Source organism: Amycolatopsis azurea DSM 43854 (genome assembly GCF_001995215.1).
In the GTDB taxonomy this organism is placed as follows: Bacteria; Actinomycetota; Actinomycetes; order Mycobacteriales; family Pseudonocardiaceae; genus Amycolatopsis; species Amycolatopsis azurea.
Genome location: NZ_MUXN01000034.1, coordinates 23,908 through 43,104, shown reverse-complemented (window position 1 = coordinate 43,104; position 19,197 = coordinate 23,908). Strand labels below are relative to the sequence as shown.

The 19,197-nt window shown below is 68.2% G+C and carries 20 protein-coding genes and 1 pseudogene; 8 read left to right on the top strand and 13 right to left on the bottom strand.

Features of this window, described 5'->3' with window-relative positions; all coding sequences use genetic code 11:
* From B0293_RS40470 to B0293_RS40425, 10 genes and pseudogenes are all read right to left on the bottom strand, one after another.
* A pseudogene (locus B0293_RS40470) lies at window positions 1–313 on the bottom strand (HNH endonuclease); the annotation flags it as partial.
* Between the two features lie 231 nt (window positions 314–544).
* Window positions 545–1,129: a hypothetical protein gene (locus B0293_RS40465; protein WP_005163312.1), complete on the bottom strand. Its 585-nt coding sequence runs from the start codon at window positions 1,127–1,129 to the stop codon at window positions 545–547.
* 57 nt (window positions 1,130–1,186) lie between these two features.
* Entirely contained in the window at window positions 1,187–2,599 is a 1,413-nt protein-coding gene (locus B0293_RS40460; RefSeq protein WP_005163309.1) for a beta-N-acetylhexosaminidase, read from the bottom strand.
* A 1-nt stretch (window position 2,600) separates the two neighbouring features.
* Window positions 2,601–3,476 carry a carbohydrate ABC transporter permease gene (locus tag B0293_RS40455; protein WP_039919148.1) on the bottom strand — a complete coding sequence of 292 codons (876 nt, stop codon included), beginning with the start codon at window positions 3,474–3,476 and terminating at the stop codon, window positions 2,601–2,603.
* The gene (locus tag B0293_RS40450) at window positions 3,467–4,426 is read right to left on the bottom strand and encodes a carbohydrate ABC transporter permease (protein WP_005163307.1); all 960 of its coding nucleotides are present in this window, start codon (window positions 4,424–4,426) and stop codon (window positions 3,467–3,469) included. The genes B0293_RS40455 and B0293_RS40450 overlap by 10 nt, the downstream gene beginning before the upstream one ends.
* Window positions 4,427–5,710, bottom strand: a complete 1,284-nt coding sequence (locus tag B0293_RS40445; RefSeq protein ID WP_005163306.1) for an extracellular solute-binding protein — start codon at window positions 5,708–5,710, stop codon at window positions 4,427–4,429.
* An 11-nt stretch (window positions 5,711–5,721) separates the two neighbouring features.
* Window positions 5,722–6,852 (bottom strand): lactonase family protein, encoded by a 1,131-nt coding sequence (locus B0293_RS40440; RefSeq protein ID WP_005163304.1) that lies wholly within the window; start codon window positions 6,850–6,852, stop codon window positions 5,722–5,724.
* A gap of 27 nt (window positions 6,853–6,879) precedes the next feature.
* A complete protein-coding gene (locus tag B0293_RS40435; protein ID WP_005163303.1) occupies window positions 6,880–8,268 on the bottom strand; it encodes a GntP family permease in 1,389 nt (462 codons plus the stop codon).
* Window positions 8,265–9,860 carry an N-acyl-D-amino-acid deacylase family protein gene (locus B0293_RS40430; RefSeq protein ID WP_005163302.1) on the bottom strand — a complete coding sequence of 532 codons (1,596 nt, stop codon included), beginning with the start codon at window positions 9,858–9,860 and terminating at the stop codon, window positions 8,265–8,267. Before B0293_RS40430 ends, B0293_RS40435 begins: the two co-directional genes overlap by 4 nt.
* A gap of 125 nt (window positions 9,861–9,985) precedes the next feature.
* Complete coding sequence (locus B0293_RS40425) at window positions 9,986–11,290, bottom strand: amino acid deaminase (RefSeq protein WP_005163301.1); 1,305 nt, start codon at window positions 11,288–11,290, stop codon at window positions 9,986–9,988.
* Window positions 11,291–11,559: 269 nt separating this feature from the next.
* Here B0293_RS40425 and B0293_RS40420 point away from each other — a divergent pair, with 269 nt between their 5' ends.
* From B0293_RS40420 to B0293_RS40410, 3 genes are read left to right on the top strand one after another with little or no spacing between them, the layout of a single operon-like run.
* Complete coding sequence (locus B0293_RS40420) at window positions 11,560–12,537, top strand: sugar kinase (protein ID WP_077241506.1); 978 nt, start codon at window positions 11,560–11,562, stop codon at window positions 12,535–12,537.
* Window positions 12,534–13,298 (top strand): IclR family transcriptional regulator, encoded by a 765-nt coding sequence (locus B0293_RS40415; protein ID WP_005163294.1) that lies wholly within the window; start codon window positions 12,534–12,536, stop codon window positions 13,296–13,298. The genes B0293_RS40420 and B0293_RS40415 overlap by 4 nt, the downstream gene beginning before the upstream one ends.
* Window positions 13,295–13,678 (top strand): RidA family protein, encoded by a 384-nt coding sequence (locus B0293_RS40410; RefSeq protein WP_005163292.1) that lies wholly within the window; start codon window positions 13,295–13,297, stop codon window positions 13,676–13,678. Before B0293_RS40415 ends, B0293_RS40410 begins: the two co-directional genes overlap by 4 nt.
* An 88-nt stretch (window positions 13,679–13,766) precedes the next feature.
* On the opposite strand, the gene B0293_RS40405 is transcribed toward B0293_RS40410, so the two are convergent.
* From B0293_RS40405 to B0293_RS40395, 3 genes are all read right to left on the bottom strand, one after another.
* Window positions 13,767–14,762 carry a 1-aminocyclopropane-1-carboxylate deaminase gene (locus B0293_RS40405; protein WP_005163291.1) on the bottom strand — a complete coding sequence of 332 codons (996 nt, stop codon included), beginning with the start codon at window positions 14,760–14,762 and terminating at the stop codon, window positions 13,767–13,769.
* The gene (locus tag B0293_RS40400; protein ID WP_039919147.1) at window positions 14,759–15,406 is read right to left on the bottom strand and encodes a GntR family transcriptional regulator; all 648 of its coding nucleotides are present in this window, start codon (window positions 15,404–15,406) and stop codon (window positions 14,759–14,761) included. The genes B0293_RS40405 and B0293_RS40400 overlap by 4 nt, the downstream gene beginning before the upstream one ends.
* Before the next feature lie 94 nt (window positions 15,407–15,500).
* Entirely contained in the window at window positions 15,501–15,860 is a 360-nt protein-coding gene (locus B0293_RS40395; protein ID WP_005163289.1) for a DUF1844 domain-containing protein, read from the bottom strand.
* A 267-nt stretch (window positions 15,861–16,127) separates the two neighbouring features.
* On the opposite strand from B0293_RS40395, the gene infC reads away from it, so the two are divergent.
* The 5 genes from infC to B0293_RS40370 all read left to right on the top strand — a co-directional run bounded on the left by infC (window position 16,128) and on the right by B0293_RS40370 (window position 19,107).
* Complete coding sequence (gene infC / locus B0293_RS40390) at window positions 16,128–16,703, top strand: translation initiation factor IF-3 (RefSeq protein WP_051137636.1); 576 nt, start codon at window positions 16,128–16,130, stop codon at window positions 16,701–16,703.
* A gap of 70 nt (window positions 16,704–16,773) precedes the next feature.
* Entirely contained in the window at window positions 16,774–16,968 is a 195-nt protein-coding gene (gene rpmI / locus B0293_RS40385; protein WP_005163285.1) for a 50S ribosomal protein L35, read from the top strand.
* A 62-nt stretch (window positions 16,969–17,030) separates the two neighbouring features.
* A complete protein-coding gene (gene rplT / locus B0293_RS40380) occupies window positions 17,031–17,408 on the top strand; it encodes a 50S ribosomal protein L20 (protein ID WP_005163284.1) in 378 nt (125 codons plus the stop codon).
* Complete coding sequence (locus B0293_RS40375) at window positions 17,405–18,235, top strand: TrmH family RNA methyltransferase (RefSeq protein WP_077241505.1); 831 nt, start codon at window positions 17,405–17,407, stop codon at window positions 18,233–18,235. Before rplT ends, B0293_RS40375 begins: the two co-directional genes overlap by 4 nt.
* 41 nt (window positions 18,236–18,276) lie before the next feature.
* On the top strand, window positions 18,277–19,107 hold the full coding sequence (locus tag B0293_RS40370; protein WP_005163279.1) for a DUF6159 family protein: 831 nt from the start codon (window positions 18,277–18,279) through the stop codon (window positions 19,105–19,107).
* The last annotated feature ends 90 nt before the right edge of the window (window positions 19,108–19,197 follow it).

Here is a 19,197-nt window from a genome sequence, read left to right as displayed (position 1 = left end):
CCCCCGCGATCGGCGCGAAAGCGGGCGCGGGGGTGCCGTCCAGATTCCGGCCCTCGTTCACCGCCAAGGCCCGCGTCACAGTGTCGCGGGCTTCCTTGGGGCTGATCCGGGCGGTCTCGGCGAACCAGCCCGCCGTGGAACCGTGCCCATACAGTTCCATCGGGCCCCGCGACTCGATCTCGACCAGGAACTGCCCGACCTCCGCCAACGCCTGCCGTGCCAGCGACAAACGCTCGACCACGCCGTGCGCGAGCTCCCGCGCACCGGCACGCCACAACTCCTGCGGCGGTTCGAGGATCCGTTGGCTGGACACCCCGCAAGAATACCAATAATCGAACAAGTGTGCGAATATGAAATTGTTTCCCGAAAGGGAGTTGAAGGTATTTCGTATTCAATGGTTAGGGCTGGGTGGCTTGTCGATCTGGGTGAAGGGGACTTTCGCCGCATTCCACGCGGGGAAAGATTCCTTCGCGTCACGACACGTTTGCCTTACCGTTCACTAGAACGGCCCTTGCCGCTCGCGACCATGGGTACTGGCCGCCGATCATTCGAGAACGCGGTCTTCCCGCGGCGATTCGATGGTCAGGGGAGCCGACGTGCCGTCGGTGAGCTGGTTCAGCTGGGTCATGGTGCGGTCCAGTTGCTCCGCCAGCCGCGGGATCGTGCTCGAAGGCAGGTAGGCCTCGGCTCCGGCGTCGAGAAGACGGCGGACCGGGCCCTCGTACTTGACGCCGAGTTCGGCGTCCTCGATCTCCGTGATCACGATCCGGGCCTTCGGGTACAGCGCCCGGAAGTTCCCGATCAGCTGCGGGCTGGCAGGCGGGACGAGCAGGACGTCGACGGTCGGGGGCGCCGAATGCAGGTCCAGGACGAGATAGCCGGGGCCGAGCCGGTCGGACAACGAGTCCCGCGCGGACGCGGACAGCTTCATGGCGGTGGCCACGACCGTGATGTCCTCGGAGTCCGCCGAGGGGACCGGGGTTTCGCGGGCAGCGCCGGAAATCGTCCCGATGGTTTCGCCGTTTCGCGTGATCAGCACGTTCTCGCCGGGGCGGAGGGTGTCGATGAGCGCTACGAGTTCTTCAGGAAGCTGGGTGGCGTCGACCCACCGCTCGGACTGATCACTCATGAGGACATGATGGCCCCCTTCCTTGAACCAGGTTCAAGGAAGGGGGCCATCAGGGACTTACTTGTAGCGAGGCCGTCCCGGAACACCGGGCCGGGTCTGCCAGGGGTGCGGCCCGTCGAGCGGCCGGTACTCGACGCCCAGCGCGTCCAGCCTGGGCAGGTGGTGATCCCGCAGGCGCGGCAGGAACTCCGCGTAATCCCGTCCCGCGGGGTCGCTCCACGCCACCTCGGCGAAAGCGCACAGACGCGGGAAGGCGACGTAGTCCACTCGCCGCACGTTGTCGAGGTGCTCCGCCCACACCTGCGCCTGCGCGCCGAGAATCGTCTTCCCCTCGGGGAAATCGGCGGGCACCGGCTCGTAGCCGTAGAAGCTCTCCAACGTGCTCAGATAGCCGACGGGGATCGGCTCGTCGGGGTGATCGGACTGCCGGTGGTCCAGGTAGACGTGATCCTCCGGGCACATGACGACGTCGTGCCCGGCGGCAGCGGCGCGCGCCCCCGCGGCCTCGCTCTGCCAGGAACCGATGACCATCGGCGGCAGATCGCCCGCTTCGAGCACCTCGTCCCAGCCGAGCGGACGACGTCCTCGTTCGACCAGATGCTGTGCGATCTCGCGGACGAACCAGCCGTGTTCCTCGGTCGCGCCGGGCACCTCGTCACCGCCGAGGGCGATGACCTCGGACGGGAAGATGTCCAGTACGTGGTCGAAGATCCGCTTGAAGAAGTCCACAGTGGACTTTTCCGTGTTCAGCAGTGACGTGCTGATACCCCAGCTCGTCCACACCTCCCACGGTTCGTCGGTCTCCGGGCCGAGTTCGGGGTAGGCGGCGATCGCGGCCCGCGCGTGCCCGGGGATGTCGACCTCCGGGACGACGGTCACCGAACGAGCGGCGGCGTACGCGACGATCTCGCGGAGATCATCGACCGTGTAGAACCCGCCGTGCGGCCGCCCGTCGCGCTCGGGCCCGTCGTGCCGTCCGACCATGGACGACTTCCGCCAGCCGCCGACCTCGGTCAGCTTGGGGAACTCGGCGATCTCGATCCGCCAGCCCTGGTCGTCGGTCAGGTGCAGGTTGAGCACGTTGAGCTTGTGCGCGGCGATCAGGTCGATGAACCGCAGCACCTCGGCCTTGGTCCGGAAATTCCTCGCCACGTCGAGGAGACAGCCTCGCCAGCCGAACCGCGGGTGGTCGGTGACCACACCGCACGGGATGGTCTGCTGTCCACTGTGGATCGGCGTGGCCCGGAACGCGTCCGGCCCGATGAGCTGCCGGAGCGTCTGGCGGCCGTAGAACTCGCCCGCGGCGTCGGCCGCGTACAGCGTCACGCCGGACGGGTCGATCTCCAGCCGGTAGCCCTCGGCGGGCAGCCCGGCGTCGGTGCGGACGTCCACTTCGGACGGTGCCGGACACTCTCCCGGCAGCGGTTCCACCGAGACGGGACGGGGGAGCAGGGTTTCGAAACCAGGCATGTCAGCCCTTCACCGCGCCGCCCATGACGGACACGAGTCGTCGTTGCACGAGAATGAAGAACACCAGCACCGGGATGGTCATCAGGGTCGAACCCGCCATCACCGCGCCCCAGTCGGTGTCCTCCGGTTTGAAGAACACCAGGATCGCCAGCGGGAGCGTCTGGTTCTCGGTGTTGGAGATGATGAACGTCTTGGCGAACAGGAAGTCGTTCCACGCGTGGATGAACGCCAGCACGCTGATCGCCACCAGCCCGGGCGCCACCAGCGGGAAGAGGATCTGCCAGGTGAACCGCATGCGGCTCGCCCCGTCGATCTTCGACGCCTCCTCCAGTTCCTGCGGCACCGCGGCGACGAAACCGCGCAGCATCCAGATCGCGAACGGCAGGCTGAACGCCAGGTGCACCAGGATCAGCGAACCGAGGTGGTTGGTGCCGAACGCGGGCGCGACGTCGCCGACCGACCGCATCAGGAAGAACAGCGGGATGGTCAGCGCCTCGACCGGAACCATCTGCGCCACCAGCACCATCACCAGCAGCACTGTCCGGCCCTTGAAGTTGAACCGGGTCAGGGCGACCGCCGAAAGGAACGACAGCAGCAGCGACAACGCCACCACCACGACGGCCACGATCACGCTGTTCAGGAAGAACATCGCGAAGCCCTCGCCGCTGAGCACACGTTCGAAGTGCTCCAAGGTCGGCGTGAGCGTCCAGGGGCGGGGATTCTCCGCCTGGATCTGCCCGGTGGGCTTGAACGCCGAAAGCACCATCCAGTACACCGGGAACGCGACCATGCCCGCGATCACCACGCAGATGATCTCCGCGATGAGCCTGCCCGGCTTCTTGACCCGACGGGTCTTCGGCGCTGTCGTCACACCCATCCCGCGCTCCGGCGTTGCGACCGGACGTACAGCCCGGTGATGGACAGCAGCAGCAAGGTCATCACGACTCCGAGCGCCGCGCCGAGACCGTATTCCTGTCCGGCGAAGGCCTGTTGATAGGCGAAGACGTTGAGCACGAGGTTGCGCCCGGCCACGCCTCCGCCGTTGGTCATCACGTAGATCTGGGTGAAGATCTTGAAGTCCCAGATGATCGACTGGATCGTGGCGATGGTCAGCAGCGGCCGCACCATCGGCAGCGTGATCGACCACGTGGTGCGCCAGGTCGACGCGCCGTCGAGGTACGCGGCCTCGATGACCTCCTCCGGCACGCCCTTGAGCCCCGCGTACATCGTCACCATGACGAAGGGGAACGAGCACCAGATGACCTCGGCGGCCACCAGGCCGAACGTGCTGTAGGTGTCGAACGTCCAGGAGTGGTTCGCCATCCCGGTGAACCCGAGGCCCGAAAGCACCTCGTTCACCAGGCCGAAGTCCGCGTCGAACAGGAACAGCCAGACGTAGGACCCCGCCATCGCCGGTGTCGCCCACGCGGCCAGTGCCGCCAGGAACAGCGGGACCCGCGCCCACGCGCGGACCCGGGTCGCCAGCACGGCGAGCCCCGTCCCGAGCGCGAGACTGCCGACGACGCAGACCGCGGTGAAGCCGAGTGTCTTGGCCAGAACCTCCCAGAACTGGATGTTCTGCAGCAGGTCGGTGTAGTTCTGGAAGCCGAGGAACACCAGCGGCGCGTTGCCGACCGCCTGCGGTTGCCCGTAGTCGTAGAACGAGATCAGGACGAGCTGGTAGATCGGGTACACCAGCATCGCGAGCAGCAGGATGCCGCCGGGCGCCAGGTAGAGCAGGGCGGCCCGCCCGTCCCGGCGACGGCGGGGGGACCGCCGTGCCGGGACGGCCGGAGCCGTGGTGCGGGGGATTTCTTTCGTGACCACTTAGCCGAACGCCTTGTTCATCTCGGCGGACGCGGTCGCGAGCGCGGCCGCGGGGTCCTTGCCGCCGGTCGCGATCTGCTGGATCGCGGTCGGCAGCACGTTCTGCGCGTCGATCTTCGACCAGGCCGCGGTGGCGGGGACGAACTTCGTGCCCGCGGTGAGCGTGTCGACGAACGGCTTGACCGACGGGTCGCTCGCGGCGAGCTTCTGCTGGACGCTGCCGAGCGTGGGCAGGTTGCCCATGGCGACGTACATCTTCTCCTGGTACTTCGCGCCACCGAGCAGTTCGGTGAACTCGACCGCGAGGCTCTTGCGCTTCGTCGCGTTGAACACGCCGAGCAGGTTGCCGCCCGCGAACGCCGGGGCGATCTTGCCCGCCTCGGTGCCCGGGATCGGGATGATCGCGTACTTGCCCTTCACCTGGCCGGCTTCGACGGCCTTGCGGTTGAAGTCACCGCCGATCGACATGCCCGCCTTGCCACCCGCGAACGCCGTGATGCTCTGCGTCCCGGTGAGGTTGGCGCACTGCTCCGGCGGGCAGATGTCCGCCTTCAGCAGGTTCGAGTACGCCGTCACCCCCGCCTTGGCCTGCTCGGAGTCCACAGTGGACTTCCACTTGTCGCCTTCCTGCTTGGCGATCTCACCACCGTGCGCCCACAGGAACGGAAGCATCGCGTAGGTGTACTTGCCACCGACGGAGATACCGTACAGCTCGGGCTTCTTGGCGCGGATGGTCTTCGCGGTCTCGGTCAGCTCCGCCAGCGTCGTCGGCGGCTTGAGGCCGAGTTCGGCGAAGAGATCCGTGCGGTAGTACAACGCGCGGATGCCGGTGAACCAGGGCAGCCCGTAGGTCTTGCCGCCGGACTTCGCCGTCTCCAGCACCGCCGGGAGGATGTCCGCCCCTTCCTTCCACGACGAGAGGTCGCCGGTCAGGTCGGCCAGCGCTCCGGTGGCGGCGTAGCTGGAGACGTCGGTGTTGCCGAACTCGGCGACGTCCGGTGCGCTCGCGGGGTCGTTGAAGGCGCCGGAGAACTTGTCCGCACGGCCCTCCACCGGGATCCACTGGACGTCGACCTCGACACCCGAATGCGCCGCCTTGAATTCGGCGATCGCCTCCTTGACCGCGGCCTCCTTGGGCGCGCGGTTGGCTTCGTCGAACAGCCAGACCCGGACGGTGCCGGTCTTCTCGTCACCGCCGCCCGCGGCGGGGGCGTTCTGGGCGGGCGCGCAGCCCGCGACGAGGCCGACCGCGGCGAGGCCCGCGATGAGCACGCGAGTTCTCATGAAATTTCTCCTTATGCGAAAAAGACGGAATTGACCTGGGGGAGCGCCAGTTTTCCGGCGACGGCCCCCGGGAGGCCGGTGGCGGGATCACGCGGCAGCCAGCTGAGCGTGCCGGACTTGTCGCTGGAGACGTAGAACCAGCGTTCGGTCGGATCCAGGGTGAGGTGACGCGGGTACACGCCGCCGACGGGCGCGTTGTTCAGCAGCTTCAAGGACTTCCCGTCCTCGCCGACACCGAACGACGCGATCGTGTCCGACCCGCGCACGGACGCGTAGACGAACTTCCCGTCCTTGGACGTGGTGATCTCGCCCGGGTACTGCGCGCCGGGCGTACCCGCCGGAACGGCCGCGACGACCTGTCCGGCGGTCAGTTTCCCGGTGGCCGGGTCCCACGCCGCGACGGTCACCTCGGCCCGCAGCTCGCCGAGGATGTACGCGTACTTGCCGTTCGGGTGGAAGGCGAGGTGGCGCGGCCCGGCACCCGACGGGAGCTTCAGCTGCTGGTTCAGCTTCAGTTTCCCGGTGGCGACGTCGAGTTTGTAGACATAGACCGAATCCGCGCCGAGGTCGACCGAGAGCACCCACTTGCCGGTGGGATCGTTGACCACCTGGTGCGCGTGCGCGTCCCGCTCGGCGCCCTTGTGCTGGGCCAGATCGACGACGTCGCCGAGCTTCCCGCCCGCGAGGATCGGGAGGACGACGACGCTGCCGCTGCTGTAGTTCGCGGCCAGCACGTACTTCTGGCTCGAGTGGACGCACAGATGCGTCGGGTGCTTGCCCTTCGCCGACTTCTTGTTGAGCAGCTTGGGTTTCACCGGATCGGCCAGGCTGAGCGCGGAGATCTGACCGTTCTCGTCCTCGTTGGTCACGTAGAGCGTCTTGCGGTCGGCGCTGATGTCGAACCAGGAAGCGTTGCTGACTCCCGGGATCGTCCGGTCGACGACCACCGCGTTCGTGGTCGCGTCCCGGTGAGCGACATCGAGCCCGTGCCCGGAACTGGTGTAGCTGCTGACGTAGATGGCCCCGGTTCCCTTCGGTCCGCAGGTCTGTTCGGAGGCGTTCGCGAGGTGGGAACCCAGAACGGTGGTGAGTCCAGCCGCTCCGACGGCGCCGAGGAAGGTGCGTCGATCGAGTCCGGTCATCGTGATCTCTCCCAGCTTTCAGGTGGTTTAAACCACTGCCATGAGCAATGCTGCCACGCCGAAACCGGAAACGGAAAGGACGGTTTCCAATACGGTCCAGGTTTTCAGCGTCTGGGGCACCGTCATGTTGAAGTAGCGCGAGATGATCCAGAAACCGCCGTCGTTGACGTGGGAGGCGATGATCGACCCGGCGGAGATCGCGACGACCAGCAGCGCGAGCTGCATCTGCGAGTAGCCCAGCGTCGCCACGGTCGGCGCGACGATGCCGCTCGTGGTGACGATCGCGACCGTCGCCGAACCCTGCGCGATGCGCATACCGCAACTGATCACGTACGCCGCCAAGATGACCGGAAGACCGGCGTTGTCCAGCGAACCGGCGACGGCCTTGCCGATCCCCGTGGCGGACAGCACGGCACCGAAGAACGCACCGGCGCCGACCACCAGCAGGATCATCGCCACGGGACGGAGGGACTTCGCCGAAAGCTCGCTCAAGTCCTTGCCCGTCAAGCCTCGGCGCAGGCCCAGCAGCCAGGAGGCGAGCAGCACCGAGATCGTCAGCGCGACGGCCGGGGTGCCGATGAACGCGGCGACGCCGGCGAGCGCGGATTCCTTGGGAAGCCAGATGCTGCCGAAGGTCCCCGCCAGGATCAGCACCAGCGGGACCGCGATGATCGCCACCACCAGCTTGAGCGACGGCGGGTTCTCTTCCTTCTCGCCTTCCTCCTCGGCGATGAGGAATTCCGCGGGAACCGGCACGTCGACGCGCTTACCGATCCAGGTCGAGTACAGCACACCGCCGACGAGGAACGCCGGAATGCCGCAGACCAGGCCCATCAGGATGATCCAGCCGAGTTCCACGTGCAGCAGGCCCGCCGCGGCCACCGGACCGGGGTGCGGCGGGAGGAACGCGTGCGTGATCGAAAGACCGGCGAGCAACGGCAAGGCGTACAGCACCAGCGAACGGCCACCCTGCTTGGCGGCGACGTAGACCAGTGGCGCCAGCACGAAGATGCCGATGTCGAAGAAGACCGGGATACCGAACACGAAGCCCGCGAGACCCATCGCCAGCGGGGCCCGCTTCTCGCCGATGGCCCGCAGCAGCGCGCTGGTGAGCACCTTCGCCCCGCCGGAACGCTCCAAAATGGACCCGAGGATGGTGCCGAGCCCGATGATCGCGGCGATATGCCCGAGGATCCCGCCAAAACCCTTTTCCAGCAAGGAATCCGACGCCTTCTGCGCGGAGCCGACGATCTGGACGACCGGCAGGCCGGCGGCCAGCGCGGTCAGCAGGCCGACCACGATCAGCGCGATGAAGGGTTCCAGTTTGACCTTGATGATGAGGAACAACAACACCGCGATCGAGACGGCGGCGAGGGTCAGGAGACCTCCCGTCGAATGTTGGAGCCAGTCGATCATCGGGCACTCCCGGGGTTCCGCAGTGAACGGCCGGCGAGGGCGCCGGTCGGTTGACCATCGTCGATGGCGGCGACACCGTTGACGAAGACATAGGGGATACCGGCGGCCTGCTGCCGCGGCTCGTCGAACGTGGCGGTGTCGGCGACGGTTTCCGGGTCGAACAGCACCAGGTCGGCCGCGTATCCGGCGCGGACGAGACCCCGGTCGGTCAGTCGCAGGCGGTGCGCCGCGCGGCCGGTGAGGTGGGAGACGCATTCGGCGAGGTCCAGGACACCGAGCTCGCGGACGTAGCGCGCGAGGTAGCGCGGGAACGTGCCCCAGGCACGCGGATGCGGCCGCGCGCCGACGAGGAGGCCGTCACTGCCCCCGGTGTGCGTGCGGTGCCGCATGATCGCCTGGACGTTCTCCTCGTGCCCGACGTGCATCAGGCAGGACGTGCCGAGCTTTTCCGAGAGCAGGACGTCGAAGTACAGCTCCGCGGCCGGTTTCCCGGCCCGCTGCGCCGACGCGGCGACGGAATGCCCTACGAGGTGGGAGTTCTCGTCCCGGCGGACGCCGTTGATCTCGATGGCCTCCCAGTCGATCGGCACGCCGTGCGCGCCGTCGGAGCCGGTCTCCTCGATCTCGGCGCGGATCCGTTCGCGGGTGTCCACATCGGACAGCCTGGCCAGCGTGGCGTCGAGCCCGCCCTCGGTGGACCAGCTCGGCAGCAGCGCGGACAGGTAGGTGGCGCCGGGGAGATAGGGATAGGTGTCGAGCGTGATGTCGCAGCCGTCGTCGAGCGCCTCGTCGAGCAGCTCCAGCAGATTTCCGGCCTTGCCCTTGTTCACCGAGAAGTTCATGGTGGCGTGCGCGAGGTGCAGCGGGCAGCCCGAACGGCGGGAGACGTCGACCATCTCGCCGAACGCTTCCAGCGCGCCCTTGCCGTAGCTGCGGTGGTGCGGGCTGTAGAAGCCGCCGCTCTCCCCGACGACCCGGCACAGTTCGACGAGTTCCTCGGTCGTCGCGTACATGCCCGGCGTGTAGGTGAGCCCGGACGACATGCCCATCGCGCCCTCGGCCAGCCCGGTCGCGATGAGTTCCTTCATCGCGTTCATCTCGGCTTCGGTGGCGGGCCGGTCTTCCCAGCCGACGGTGAGCATGCGGACGGTGCCCTGCGGCACCAGGTAGGCCGCGTTGACCGCGACCCCCGCGTCGAGACGGTCGAGGTATTCGCCGACCGAGCGCCAGTTCCAGTCGAAACCCGCGGGGTCGTCGTTCCAGCCCGCGAGCTGTTGGCGCAGTGACGCGAGGACGTCGTCGTTCACGGGCGCGTACGAGAGCCCGTCCTGCCCGAGGACCTCGGTCGTGACGCCCTGGGAGAGCTTCGCGAGGTGATCCGGGTTGGCGAGCAGCTGGAGGTCGGAATGCGAATGCATGTCGATGAACCCGGGCGCGAGCACGAGTCCTTCGGCGTCGATGGTGCGGCGGCCCGCGAGCGAGCCGGGTTCGGCGACACTGGCGATCCGGCCACCGGAGATGCCCACGTCGTGCCTGGTGAGCGGATCCCCAGTGCCGTCGGCGACCAGAGCGGAGCGGACAACGATGTCCATGATGATTCTTCCTCTGCGGCGGTGGAGGACGGATCAGGGGGTGTTGGCGGAGCTGAAGATCGACCTGTACAGGTGACCGAACGTGAACCCGCTGTGTCGCTCCACGCGCGGGTTCACCAGGAAACTCAGAAATGCGTGCGGACGAAATCGAGCACGGTCTCGCCGTCGGGGCCGACGACCGGGATGAGGGGCCACTTGTCGAACACGGTGCAGGGATGCGACAGCCCGAGGGCGATCCAGTCCCCGACCTCGACCGGTGACGACGCGGGCAGGGTGAGGAAGGCGTGCTGGTCGTTCATCTTCTGGATGGAATGACCTTCGAGCGCGGACGCCTGTCCGTCGCCCTTGCGGATCAGGCGCGGTTCGGGCATGCCTTCGTCGAAGGAGGCGTCCCGTTTGCCGATGGTGAGCAGCGCGAGTTCGCCGGTCGGCTTGGACGTCACCTGTGCCCAGGCACGCAGCGCGGGACGGAACGAAGCGACGCCGCCGATGCGCGGGTGCTCACCCAGCGGCGAGATCACGCGGTAGAAGCCGTCGTCATGGGTCACGTAGGCGCCGCTGCGCAGGATCGGCAGGACGTCCAGGCCGCCCCAGTCCTTGGTGAGCTCGTCGGCGACTCGGTCGAAGTACGCGCTGCCGCCGCCGGTGACGATGATCTGACCGGCGTCGTCGAGCAGGCCCTTGCCGTGGAAGGCGAAGACGAGTTCGCGCAGACCGTCCACATAGGAACTGATCAGCTGGAGCGACTTCTCGTCGGTGTGGTGGGAGAGCGCGCCCTCGTAGCCGCCGGAACCGCGCAGCCGCAGGGCCGGGCTCGCGTGCGCGGCTTCGGCGACGGCGAGCGCGGTTTCGGTGTCGCGGACACCGGTGCGGCCGCCCTCGGCGCCGAGTTCGACGAGGACGTCGACCTTCCGGCGGGCGCCGCTCAGGGCTTCGGTCATCAGCTCGACGCCGCGGACCGAGTCGACCCAGCAGACGAACTCGAAGTCGTCGTCGGCGTCCAGCTCCGCGGCGAGCCACTTCAGGCCCGACGGGTCGAGCAGCTGGTTCGCCAGCAGGATCCGGGAGACCCCGAACGCCCGGTAGATCCGCAGATGCCCGGCGTTCGCGCAGGTGATACCCCACGAGCCGTGTTGGAGCTGTCGCTCGAACAGCTGCGGCGCCATCGTCGTCTTGCCGTGCGGGGCCAGCGCGACGCCACGCGTGGCGCACCAGTCCGCCATCGTGCGCAGGTTGTGCTCGACGGCCTCCTCGTCGAGGACGACGAACGGGCCGAGGAAGCCGTCTTCGAACAGCTTCGCGCCGCGGGCGGCGGCTTCGCCGATCGTGAGACCCGACAGCGAAGGCGCGACCGAGCGGAAGCGCCAGTCGACGCGCTCCTCGCGGACGGCCGCGACCGCGGCGGAATCGATGGTGCCGGCTTCGAACATGAGGTTCACCTCGGTTGCGTATGTTGCAACGGACGTTGCGCATATTGCGTGGGATAGGTGTAGCATCCGGTCCGCTAGAGGTCAACGGCGTGACGACTAGGAGACGCGAAGGTGACAGGTGAGCCTCGGCCGCCCGGGAATTTTTTGATCTTTTGGGGTCGCGCCCTTTTGGCCGGAGGCCCCGTCATCGCGATGGCAGGGCGCTCCCCGTTCGTGAGGCGAGATGGTTCCTTGACGTGCGCCCTGGCAGCGGGATGGCGGTCGGCGCGATGAAGAGCACCGACGTTTTGTGCATCGGGGAGTCGATGGCCTTGTTCGTACCGGCCGAATCCGGGCCGCCCGACGAGGTACGGAAGTGGGTACGGACCATCGGCGGGGCCGAGTCGAACGTCGCCTGCCATCTCCCGGCGCTGGGTTTCGCCAGTGCCTGGGTGAGTGCCGTCGGGGACGACCCGTTCGGCCGCGCGCTGGTGCGCGAGATCGCCGCCGCGGGGGTGGACGTGAGCGCGGTCCTGGTCGACCCGACGCGGCCGACCGGGCTCTACATCAAGGAAAGCGGAGCTCAGGGCAGTCCCGTGCGGTACTACCGCAAGGGCTCGGCCGCGTCCGGAATGGACGCCGGGCTGCTCGGGAAACTCGATCTCGACGGCGTACGCGTCATCCACCTGTCGGGGATCACGCCCGCGCTGTCGGACGGCTGCCTCGACCTGGTGCGCGCCCTGATGGAACGTCCGCGCGGCGACACGCTGGTGTCGTTCGACGTGAACTTCCGGCCGGCGCTGTGGACCGGTCGCGATCCTTCGGTTCTGGCCGAATTGGCCGCCCGTGCCGACATCGTGCTCGCCGGTGAGGACGAAGCCGAGCGGGTGTGGGGGACCGGTGACCCGGAGCGGCTGCGCGCCGCGCTGCCCGGACCGAAGACGCTGGTCCTCAAGCACGGCGAACGCGGGGTGACCCTGATCGACAGCGACGCCGCGCCCCTGTTCTCGCCCGCGCTCCAGGTCGACGTCGTGGAGCCGGTCGGCGCCGGTGACGCGTTCGCGGCCGGTTTCCTCGCCGCCACCCTGCGCGGCGACGCCCCGGCGACGCGGCTGCGGCGAGGTCACCTCCAGGCCGCCGCCACCCTGCTGACCCACGACGACGTGGGGACGCCGCTGCCGGAGTCCGTGGTCGAAGCGCTCATCGGGGCGGATGAGGCAGCATGGGCGGCGGCGAAGCTGTCGGACAAGGGAGTGGTGGGCGGATGAGTCAAAGCCTGGACAGGGCGCTCACACTGCTGAGCGGACTGGCCCGCGAGCCGAAGACCCTCGATCAGCTCGCCGAGGAGATCGGCGTGCACAAGTCGACCGTGCTGCGCCTGCTGCGCACCCTGGAGACGCACCATTTCGTGCGCCGGGAAGGGCAGCGGTACTACCGGCTGGGCAGCGCGCTGTTCGACCTCGCGCAGCAGGCGCTGGAGGACCGCGACGTCCGCCGCACCGCGCAATCGGCGCTCGCCGGGCTCAACGCGCGCACCGGGCACACCATCCACCTCGCGTCCTATGAGGACGGCGAGGTCGTCTACATCGACAAGTTCGAGGGCAGGCATTCGGTGCGGATGTACTCCCGCATCGGGAAACGCGCACCGCTGCACTGCACCGCCGTCGGCAAGGTGCTCGTCGCGGCGATGACACCGGAGAAGCAGGCGGACGTCGTGTCGAGGATCGACTTCTTCGTCCGCACGCCGAACACGATCACCACGCCCGAGGCGTACGAGAAGGAACTCGCGCTCGTCGCCGACCGCGGCTACGCGGTGGACAACGCCGAACACGAGGACTTCATCCACTGCGTCGCCGCGCCGGTCCGCGGCCCGGGCGGCGTCGTGCTGGCGGCCGCGTCGATCTCGGTGCCGAAGGTCCTGCTGGACTACGACGGCCTGATGGGGCTCGTGCCCGAACTCGTCGCCGCCACCGAAGAAGCTTCCGTCCACAGTGGATGGACGGGGAACCGAAAGGGGAAGTTGGAATGAGCAAGACCGCGATCAGCACGGAGAACGCGCCGAAGCCGGTGGCCGCGTTCTCGCAGGCGGTCCGCAAGGGCAACATCCTGCAGGTGGCCGGCCAGGTCGCCTTCGACCCGGCCACCGGCGCCATCGTCGGCGAGACCGTCGGCGAGCAGACCGAGCAGACCTTCAAGAACATCGAAGCGGTGCTCGAGGCCGCCGGTTCGAGCCTGGCCGACGCGGTGATGGTGCGCGTGTACCTGACCGACGTCGACCACTTCGGCGTGTTCAACGAGGTCTACAACAAGCTGATCGGCGAGGCCCCGCACCCGGCCCGCACCACCGTGTACGTCGGCCTGCCCGCCGGACTGCTGGTGGAGATCGACGTCCTGGCCGTGACGGACTGACTTGGCTGAAGGACGCTTTCCCCGCATCGCATGCGGGGAAAGCGCCCTTCACCGCGTCGGATGCGGGTATGGCGTCCTTCAGCCCCCGCTAGAGCACGCTCGTGTACCCGTTCAGCGCGGGCTGCCCGCCCAGGTGCGCGAAGAGCACGTTCGAGTCCCGCGCGATCTCACCGCGCGCGACCAGGTCGATTAGCCCCGCCATCGACTTGCCTTCGTAGACCGGATCCGTGAGAACACCCTCCAGCCGGGCCACCGTCCGGATCGCGTCCAAAGTGGATTCGTCCGGGATGCCGTAGATCCCGGCGTGGTACCGCTCGTCCAGCTCGGCCTCGGCGATCTCACCCGCGCCGATCAGCTCCGCGGTCGCCCGCGCGATCCGGGTGACCTGGTCCCGGGTCTCGGCCGGTTTCGCCGACCCGTCGATACCGAGGATCCGCCGCGGCTTGCCCGACAGCGCGGCCCCGGCGACCATCCCGGCCTGCGTGCTGCCGGTGACCGAGCAGACGACCACGGTGTCGAAGAAGACGCCGAGCTCGGCCTCCTGCGCTTCGAGCTCGACGATCCAGTTCGCGAAACCGAGCCCGCCGAGACGGTGGTCCGACCCACCCGCCGGGATCGCGTACGGCTTCCCGCCGCCGGCTTCGATCTCCTTGACCGCGTTCTCCCAGCTCTCCTTGAACCCGACGCCGAACCCGGCCTCGACCATCCGGATGTCCGCGCCGAGGATGCGCGAGAGCTGGATGTTGCCGACCTTGTCGTACATCGGGTCGTTCCAGTCGACCCAGCTTTCCTGCACCAGCACGGCCTTGAGCCCGGCGCGCGCGGCGGCCGCGGCGACCTGACGGGTGTGGTTCGACTGCACGCCGCCGATCGAGATCAGCGTGTCCGCCCCGGCGGCGAGCGCGTCGGCGACCAGGTATTCGAGCTTCCGGGTCTTGTTGCCGCCGAACGCGATCCCGGAGTTGACGTCCTCGCGTTTCGCCCAGACCTTCGCCCCGCCGAGGTGGGCGGTGAGCCGTTCGAGCGGGTGGACGGGGGAGGGGCCGAACAGCAGCGGATAGCGCGGGAAGTCGGCGAGGGTCATGGCGTCTCCAGGAGGGCTTCGAGTTCGGTCCAGATCGTGGCGGTGATCGCGCAGGCCGCGTCGACGTCGCCCGCTTCGAGGGCGTCGGCCAGCTCCGCGTGACGCTGGACCGACCGGTGGGCGGGCAGGGAGCCGAAGCGGGCGTATTCGAGACGTCGCAGCAGCGGGGTGTAGCGGGCCAGCGTCGCGGCGATCGCCCGGTTGCGCGCGGCGGCCACCGGGACGTCGTGGAGTTCGTCGTCGGCGGCGATCGCGGCCGCGATGTCCCCGGCGGAGATGGCGTCGGCGAACCGGGTGTTGGCCGCGCGCATCGCCGCGACCTCGGCGGGACCCATCCGCGGCGCGCCCGCGCGGACGGCGAACTCGTGCAGCGCGCGCACGAGCTGGAGCGCGTCGCGGACGTCGTCGGGCACGAACGCGGCCACGCGCGTGTAGCTCTGCGGTTTCGACTCGACGAGGCCGTCCTCGATGAGCCTCAGCAACGCTTGGCGCACCGGCGCCCGGGAAAGTCCCAGCTGATCGGCGAGGTCGCCGTCACGCAGGTTCGTCCCCGGCGGCAGCGTCCCGTCGATGATCGCCCGGCGGATGTTCTCGTAGGCCTCGTCCCTGAGGAGGGACCTCGGCACCTTCACTAACCCACTCACATCTGAAATGTTAGTTGACGACGAAGGAGAAGTACATGAAGGCCCCCTTCCTGTACCTGGGCGCAAGGAAGGGGGCCTTCATGTACTGAGCGGCTTAGTAGACCGGGCCCGTGTACTTCTCGCCCGGCCCCTGTCCGGGGGCGTCCGGCACGGCCGAGGCTTCGCGGAACGCCTTCTGCAACGACTGGAGGCCGTCGCGCAACGGGCCCGCGTGCAGGCCGAGGTACTCTGCCGAAGCGGTCACCAGCCCGGCGAGGGCGGTGATCAGGCGTCGGGCTTCGTCGAGGTCGCGGTGCGGTGAGCTGGCCGGGTCCTCGTCCGCGAGGCCGAGCCGTTCGGCGCCGGCGGAGAGCAGCATGACGGCCGCCCTGCTGATCACCTCGACGCTCGGGATGTCCTCCAGGTCGCGGACGTCGGGGGAATACGGGGGTTGCTGAACGGGTTCATCTGACACGTCTGGTACCCTTCCACGAGCGACCAGCCCCCGAGCGATCGGGGGCGGCAAGTGGAGCCCCGCTCCCACCCGCGTCACCGCCGCTTCACCAGGTGTCCGGGTCCGGTTCGCCAAGACGATTTCGGGCGTCAAGGCGGTGTGTTCGGTTCTGGAGACCGAACGCGATCGGAATGAGTGGGCCTCGCGTACCTCACGGTACCGGGGCCTTCGGCATGTGGGCACCAGGTCGAAACGGTAGAAGAATTTACCTCGAACCAGGGAGGCCCCATCAGCTCCGAGACACGCATCAACGACCGAATCCGGGTTCCGGAGGTCCGCCTCGTCGGACCGGCCGGTGAACAGGTCGGCATCGTCCGGATCGAAGATGCGCTGCGGCTGGCACAGGAGAACGATCTCGATCTCGTCGAGGTCGCTCCGCAGGCACGCCCGCCCGTATGCAAGCTCATGGACTTCGGCAAGTTCAAGTACGAGAGCGCGCAGAAGGCCCGCGAGTCCCGCCGCAACCAGCAGCTCACCGTCATCAAAGAACAGAAGCTGCGGCCGAAGATCGATCAGCACGACTACGAGACCAAGAAGGGTCACGTGTCGCGCTTCCTGGCGGCAGGCAACAAGGTCAAGGTCACGATCATGTTCCGCGGTCGCGAGCAGTCCCGGCCGGAACTCGGTTTCCGGCTGCTGCAGAAGCTCGCCGACGAGGTGACCGAGCTCGGTTTCGTCGAGTCGTCGCCGAAGCAGGACGGTCGCAACATGATCATGGTGTTGGCCCCGCACAAGAACGTGAAGCCGCAGAAGGCCGCGAAGGCAGCCAAGGACGATTCGTCCGAGCCGCCCGCCGACGCGTAGCGCCGACCAGCACATGTCAGCGGCACACCGGAGCACCCCGGTGTGCCGCCGCACGAAAGAGGACAACGTAATGCCGAAGATGAAGACGCACAGCGGGACGTCCAAGCGTGTCCGCGTCACGGGTACCGGCAAGCTGCGCCGTCAGAAGGCCGGCCGTCGCCACCTGATGGAGAAGAAGTCCAACAGGCTCACCCGTCGCCTCGAAGGCACGACCGAGATCGCCAAGAACGACGTCGGCCGCGTCAAGCGCCTCCTCGGCCGCTGACACCCCCGCACTTGTAAACCCCGGGCGCGCCCGCCGCGCCCCCAGATCGACAGGATGGACCAGTGGCACGCGTCAAGAGGGCTGTCAACGCCCAGAAGAAGCGTCGCGCGACTCTCGAGCTCGCCAGCGGCTACCGCGGCCAGCGCTCGCGGCTGTACCGCAAGGCGAAGGAGCAGACGCTTCACTCGCTGAACTACGCCTACCGGGACCGTCGTGCCCGCAAGGGTGACTTCCGCCAGCTGTGGATCACCCGTATCAACGCGGCGGCCCGCGCCAACGGCGTGACCTACAACCGGTTCATCCAGGGCCTCAAGGCCGCGGGTGTCGAGGTCGACCGCAAGATCCTCGCGGACCTCGCCGTCAACGACGCCGCCGCTTTCACCGCGCTGGCCGAGCTGGCCAAGGCGAACGTGAACACCGAAGAGAAGAAGTCGGCCTGACCGGCGACAGCGCTCTTCCACGACCCGGGGCGGCTCCGTTCACCGAACGGACGCCCCGGGTCGTTGCTGCGCGCAAGCTCACCCGCCGGGCCGAGCGTGAGAAGACCGGCCGGTTCCTCGCCGAGGGCGCGAACGCCGTCGAGGCCGCCCTCGTAGACGGCGGCAAGGTGTACGAGCTGTTCGTGACCGAACGCGCCGCCGCGCAGCACGAGCGGCTGCTCGGCATCGCGCGCGAGGCGGGCGTCCCGGTCTCGCCGATCACCGACCGCGCCGCCGACGGACTGTCCGAAACCGTGACACCGCAGGGCATCGTCGCGGTCTGCGCGCTCGTCGATCGTCCACAGGAGACTGTCCTCAAGCCCGGCGCGAAGCTCGTCGTCGTCCTCGTCGACGTCGCGGACCCCGGCAACGCGGGCACCGTGATCCGGGTCGCGGACGCCGCCGGTGCCGACGCGGTCGTCCTCGCCGGGGACAGCGTCGACCCGCACAACGGCAAATGCGTCCGCGCGGCCGCCGGCAGCCTGTTCCACCCCGCCATCACCCGGATCCGGGACGTCGACGCGGCCTTGAAGGCCTGCTCCGCCGCCGGACTCCGCACGTTCGGCGCGCACGGCTACGCCGACACCGAACTCGATCAAGTGACCTTCGACGAGCCCACCGCGTGGGTGTTCGGCAACGAGGCGCACGGATTGCCCCGCGATGTCCTGGAAACAGTCGACCTCGCGGTCAAGATCCCGATGTACGGCCGGGCGGAGAGCCTGAACCTCGCGACGGCCGCCGCGATCTGCGTGTACACCAACGCGATGTCCTCGCGCGCGGCTCGTTAAGCTGCCGCTTCACCAATTTCCGTTGATTCACTGGGGGAATCATGGGGCGTATCGCCCGTTCCTTTGCCTTGTTCGGTGCTTCTTGGCGAGTTCTGCGGTCCCGCAAGGAACTCGCGATCTTCCCGGTACTCGCCGCCGTCGCCGGGCTGCTGGTCGCCGCGGTCTTCCTCGGAAGCGGCTACTGGATCTCCCACACCGAGATCGCCGACCACTCCCGGCTGACGCCCGGTTCGTACGTGCTGATCGGGCTGTTCTACCTCGCGGCCGCTTTCGTCACGGTGTTCTTCAACGCCGCCCTCATCTCGCAGGCCGACGTCGCGCTGCGCGGTGACGACCCCCGCGTGGCCACCGGGCTGGCCGAAGCAGGCCGCCGATGGCTGCCGCTGCTGGGCTGGTCGGTGGTGACCGCGACGGTTTCCCTGATCCTCCGGGAGATCGAGCAGCGATTCGGGTTCATCGGCCTCCTCGTCGGCAGGCTGGCCGGAGCCGCCTGGAACCTGATCACGTATCTCGTCCTGCCGGTGATGATGATCGAGGACGCCGGAGTCCGGCACGGGGCCAAGCGGTCGGCGGAGCTGCTCAAGCGGACCTGGGGCGAGCAGGCCGCCGGAAGGTTCGGCATCGGGCTGGTCGGTTTCCTGCTGACGCTGGCCGGGTTCGCGGTCTTCCTGGGCGCCGGTTTCCTGCTCGGCGGAACCATCACGATCTTCGTCGCCATCGGGATTTCACTCGTGTGGGGGTTCTTGGTCTCGATCCTCTGCACGACGCTGGCCGGGATCTACCAGACCGCGCTGTACCGCTACGCCGCCGACGGCGTCGTCCCGGAGGAGTTCGGCAAGGTGGACTTCGAAGGCGCCTTCGCCGGGCGATGAGCCGGAAACGGATGGATTCGGTGCCCGCGGCCACGTAGAGTCGCGGGCAGCACGCCGTCGCACCACGACACCAAGGGAGCTCTCATGGAA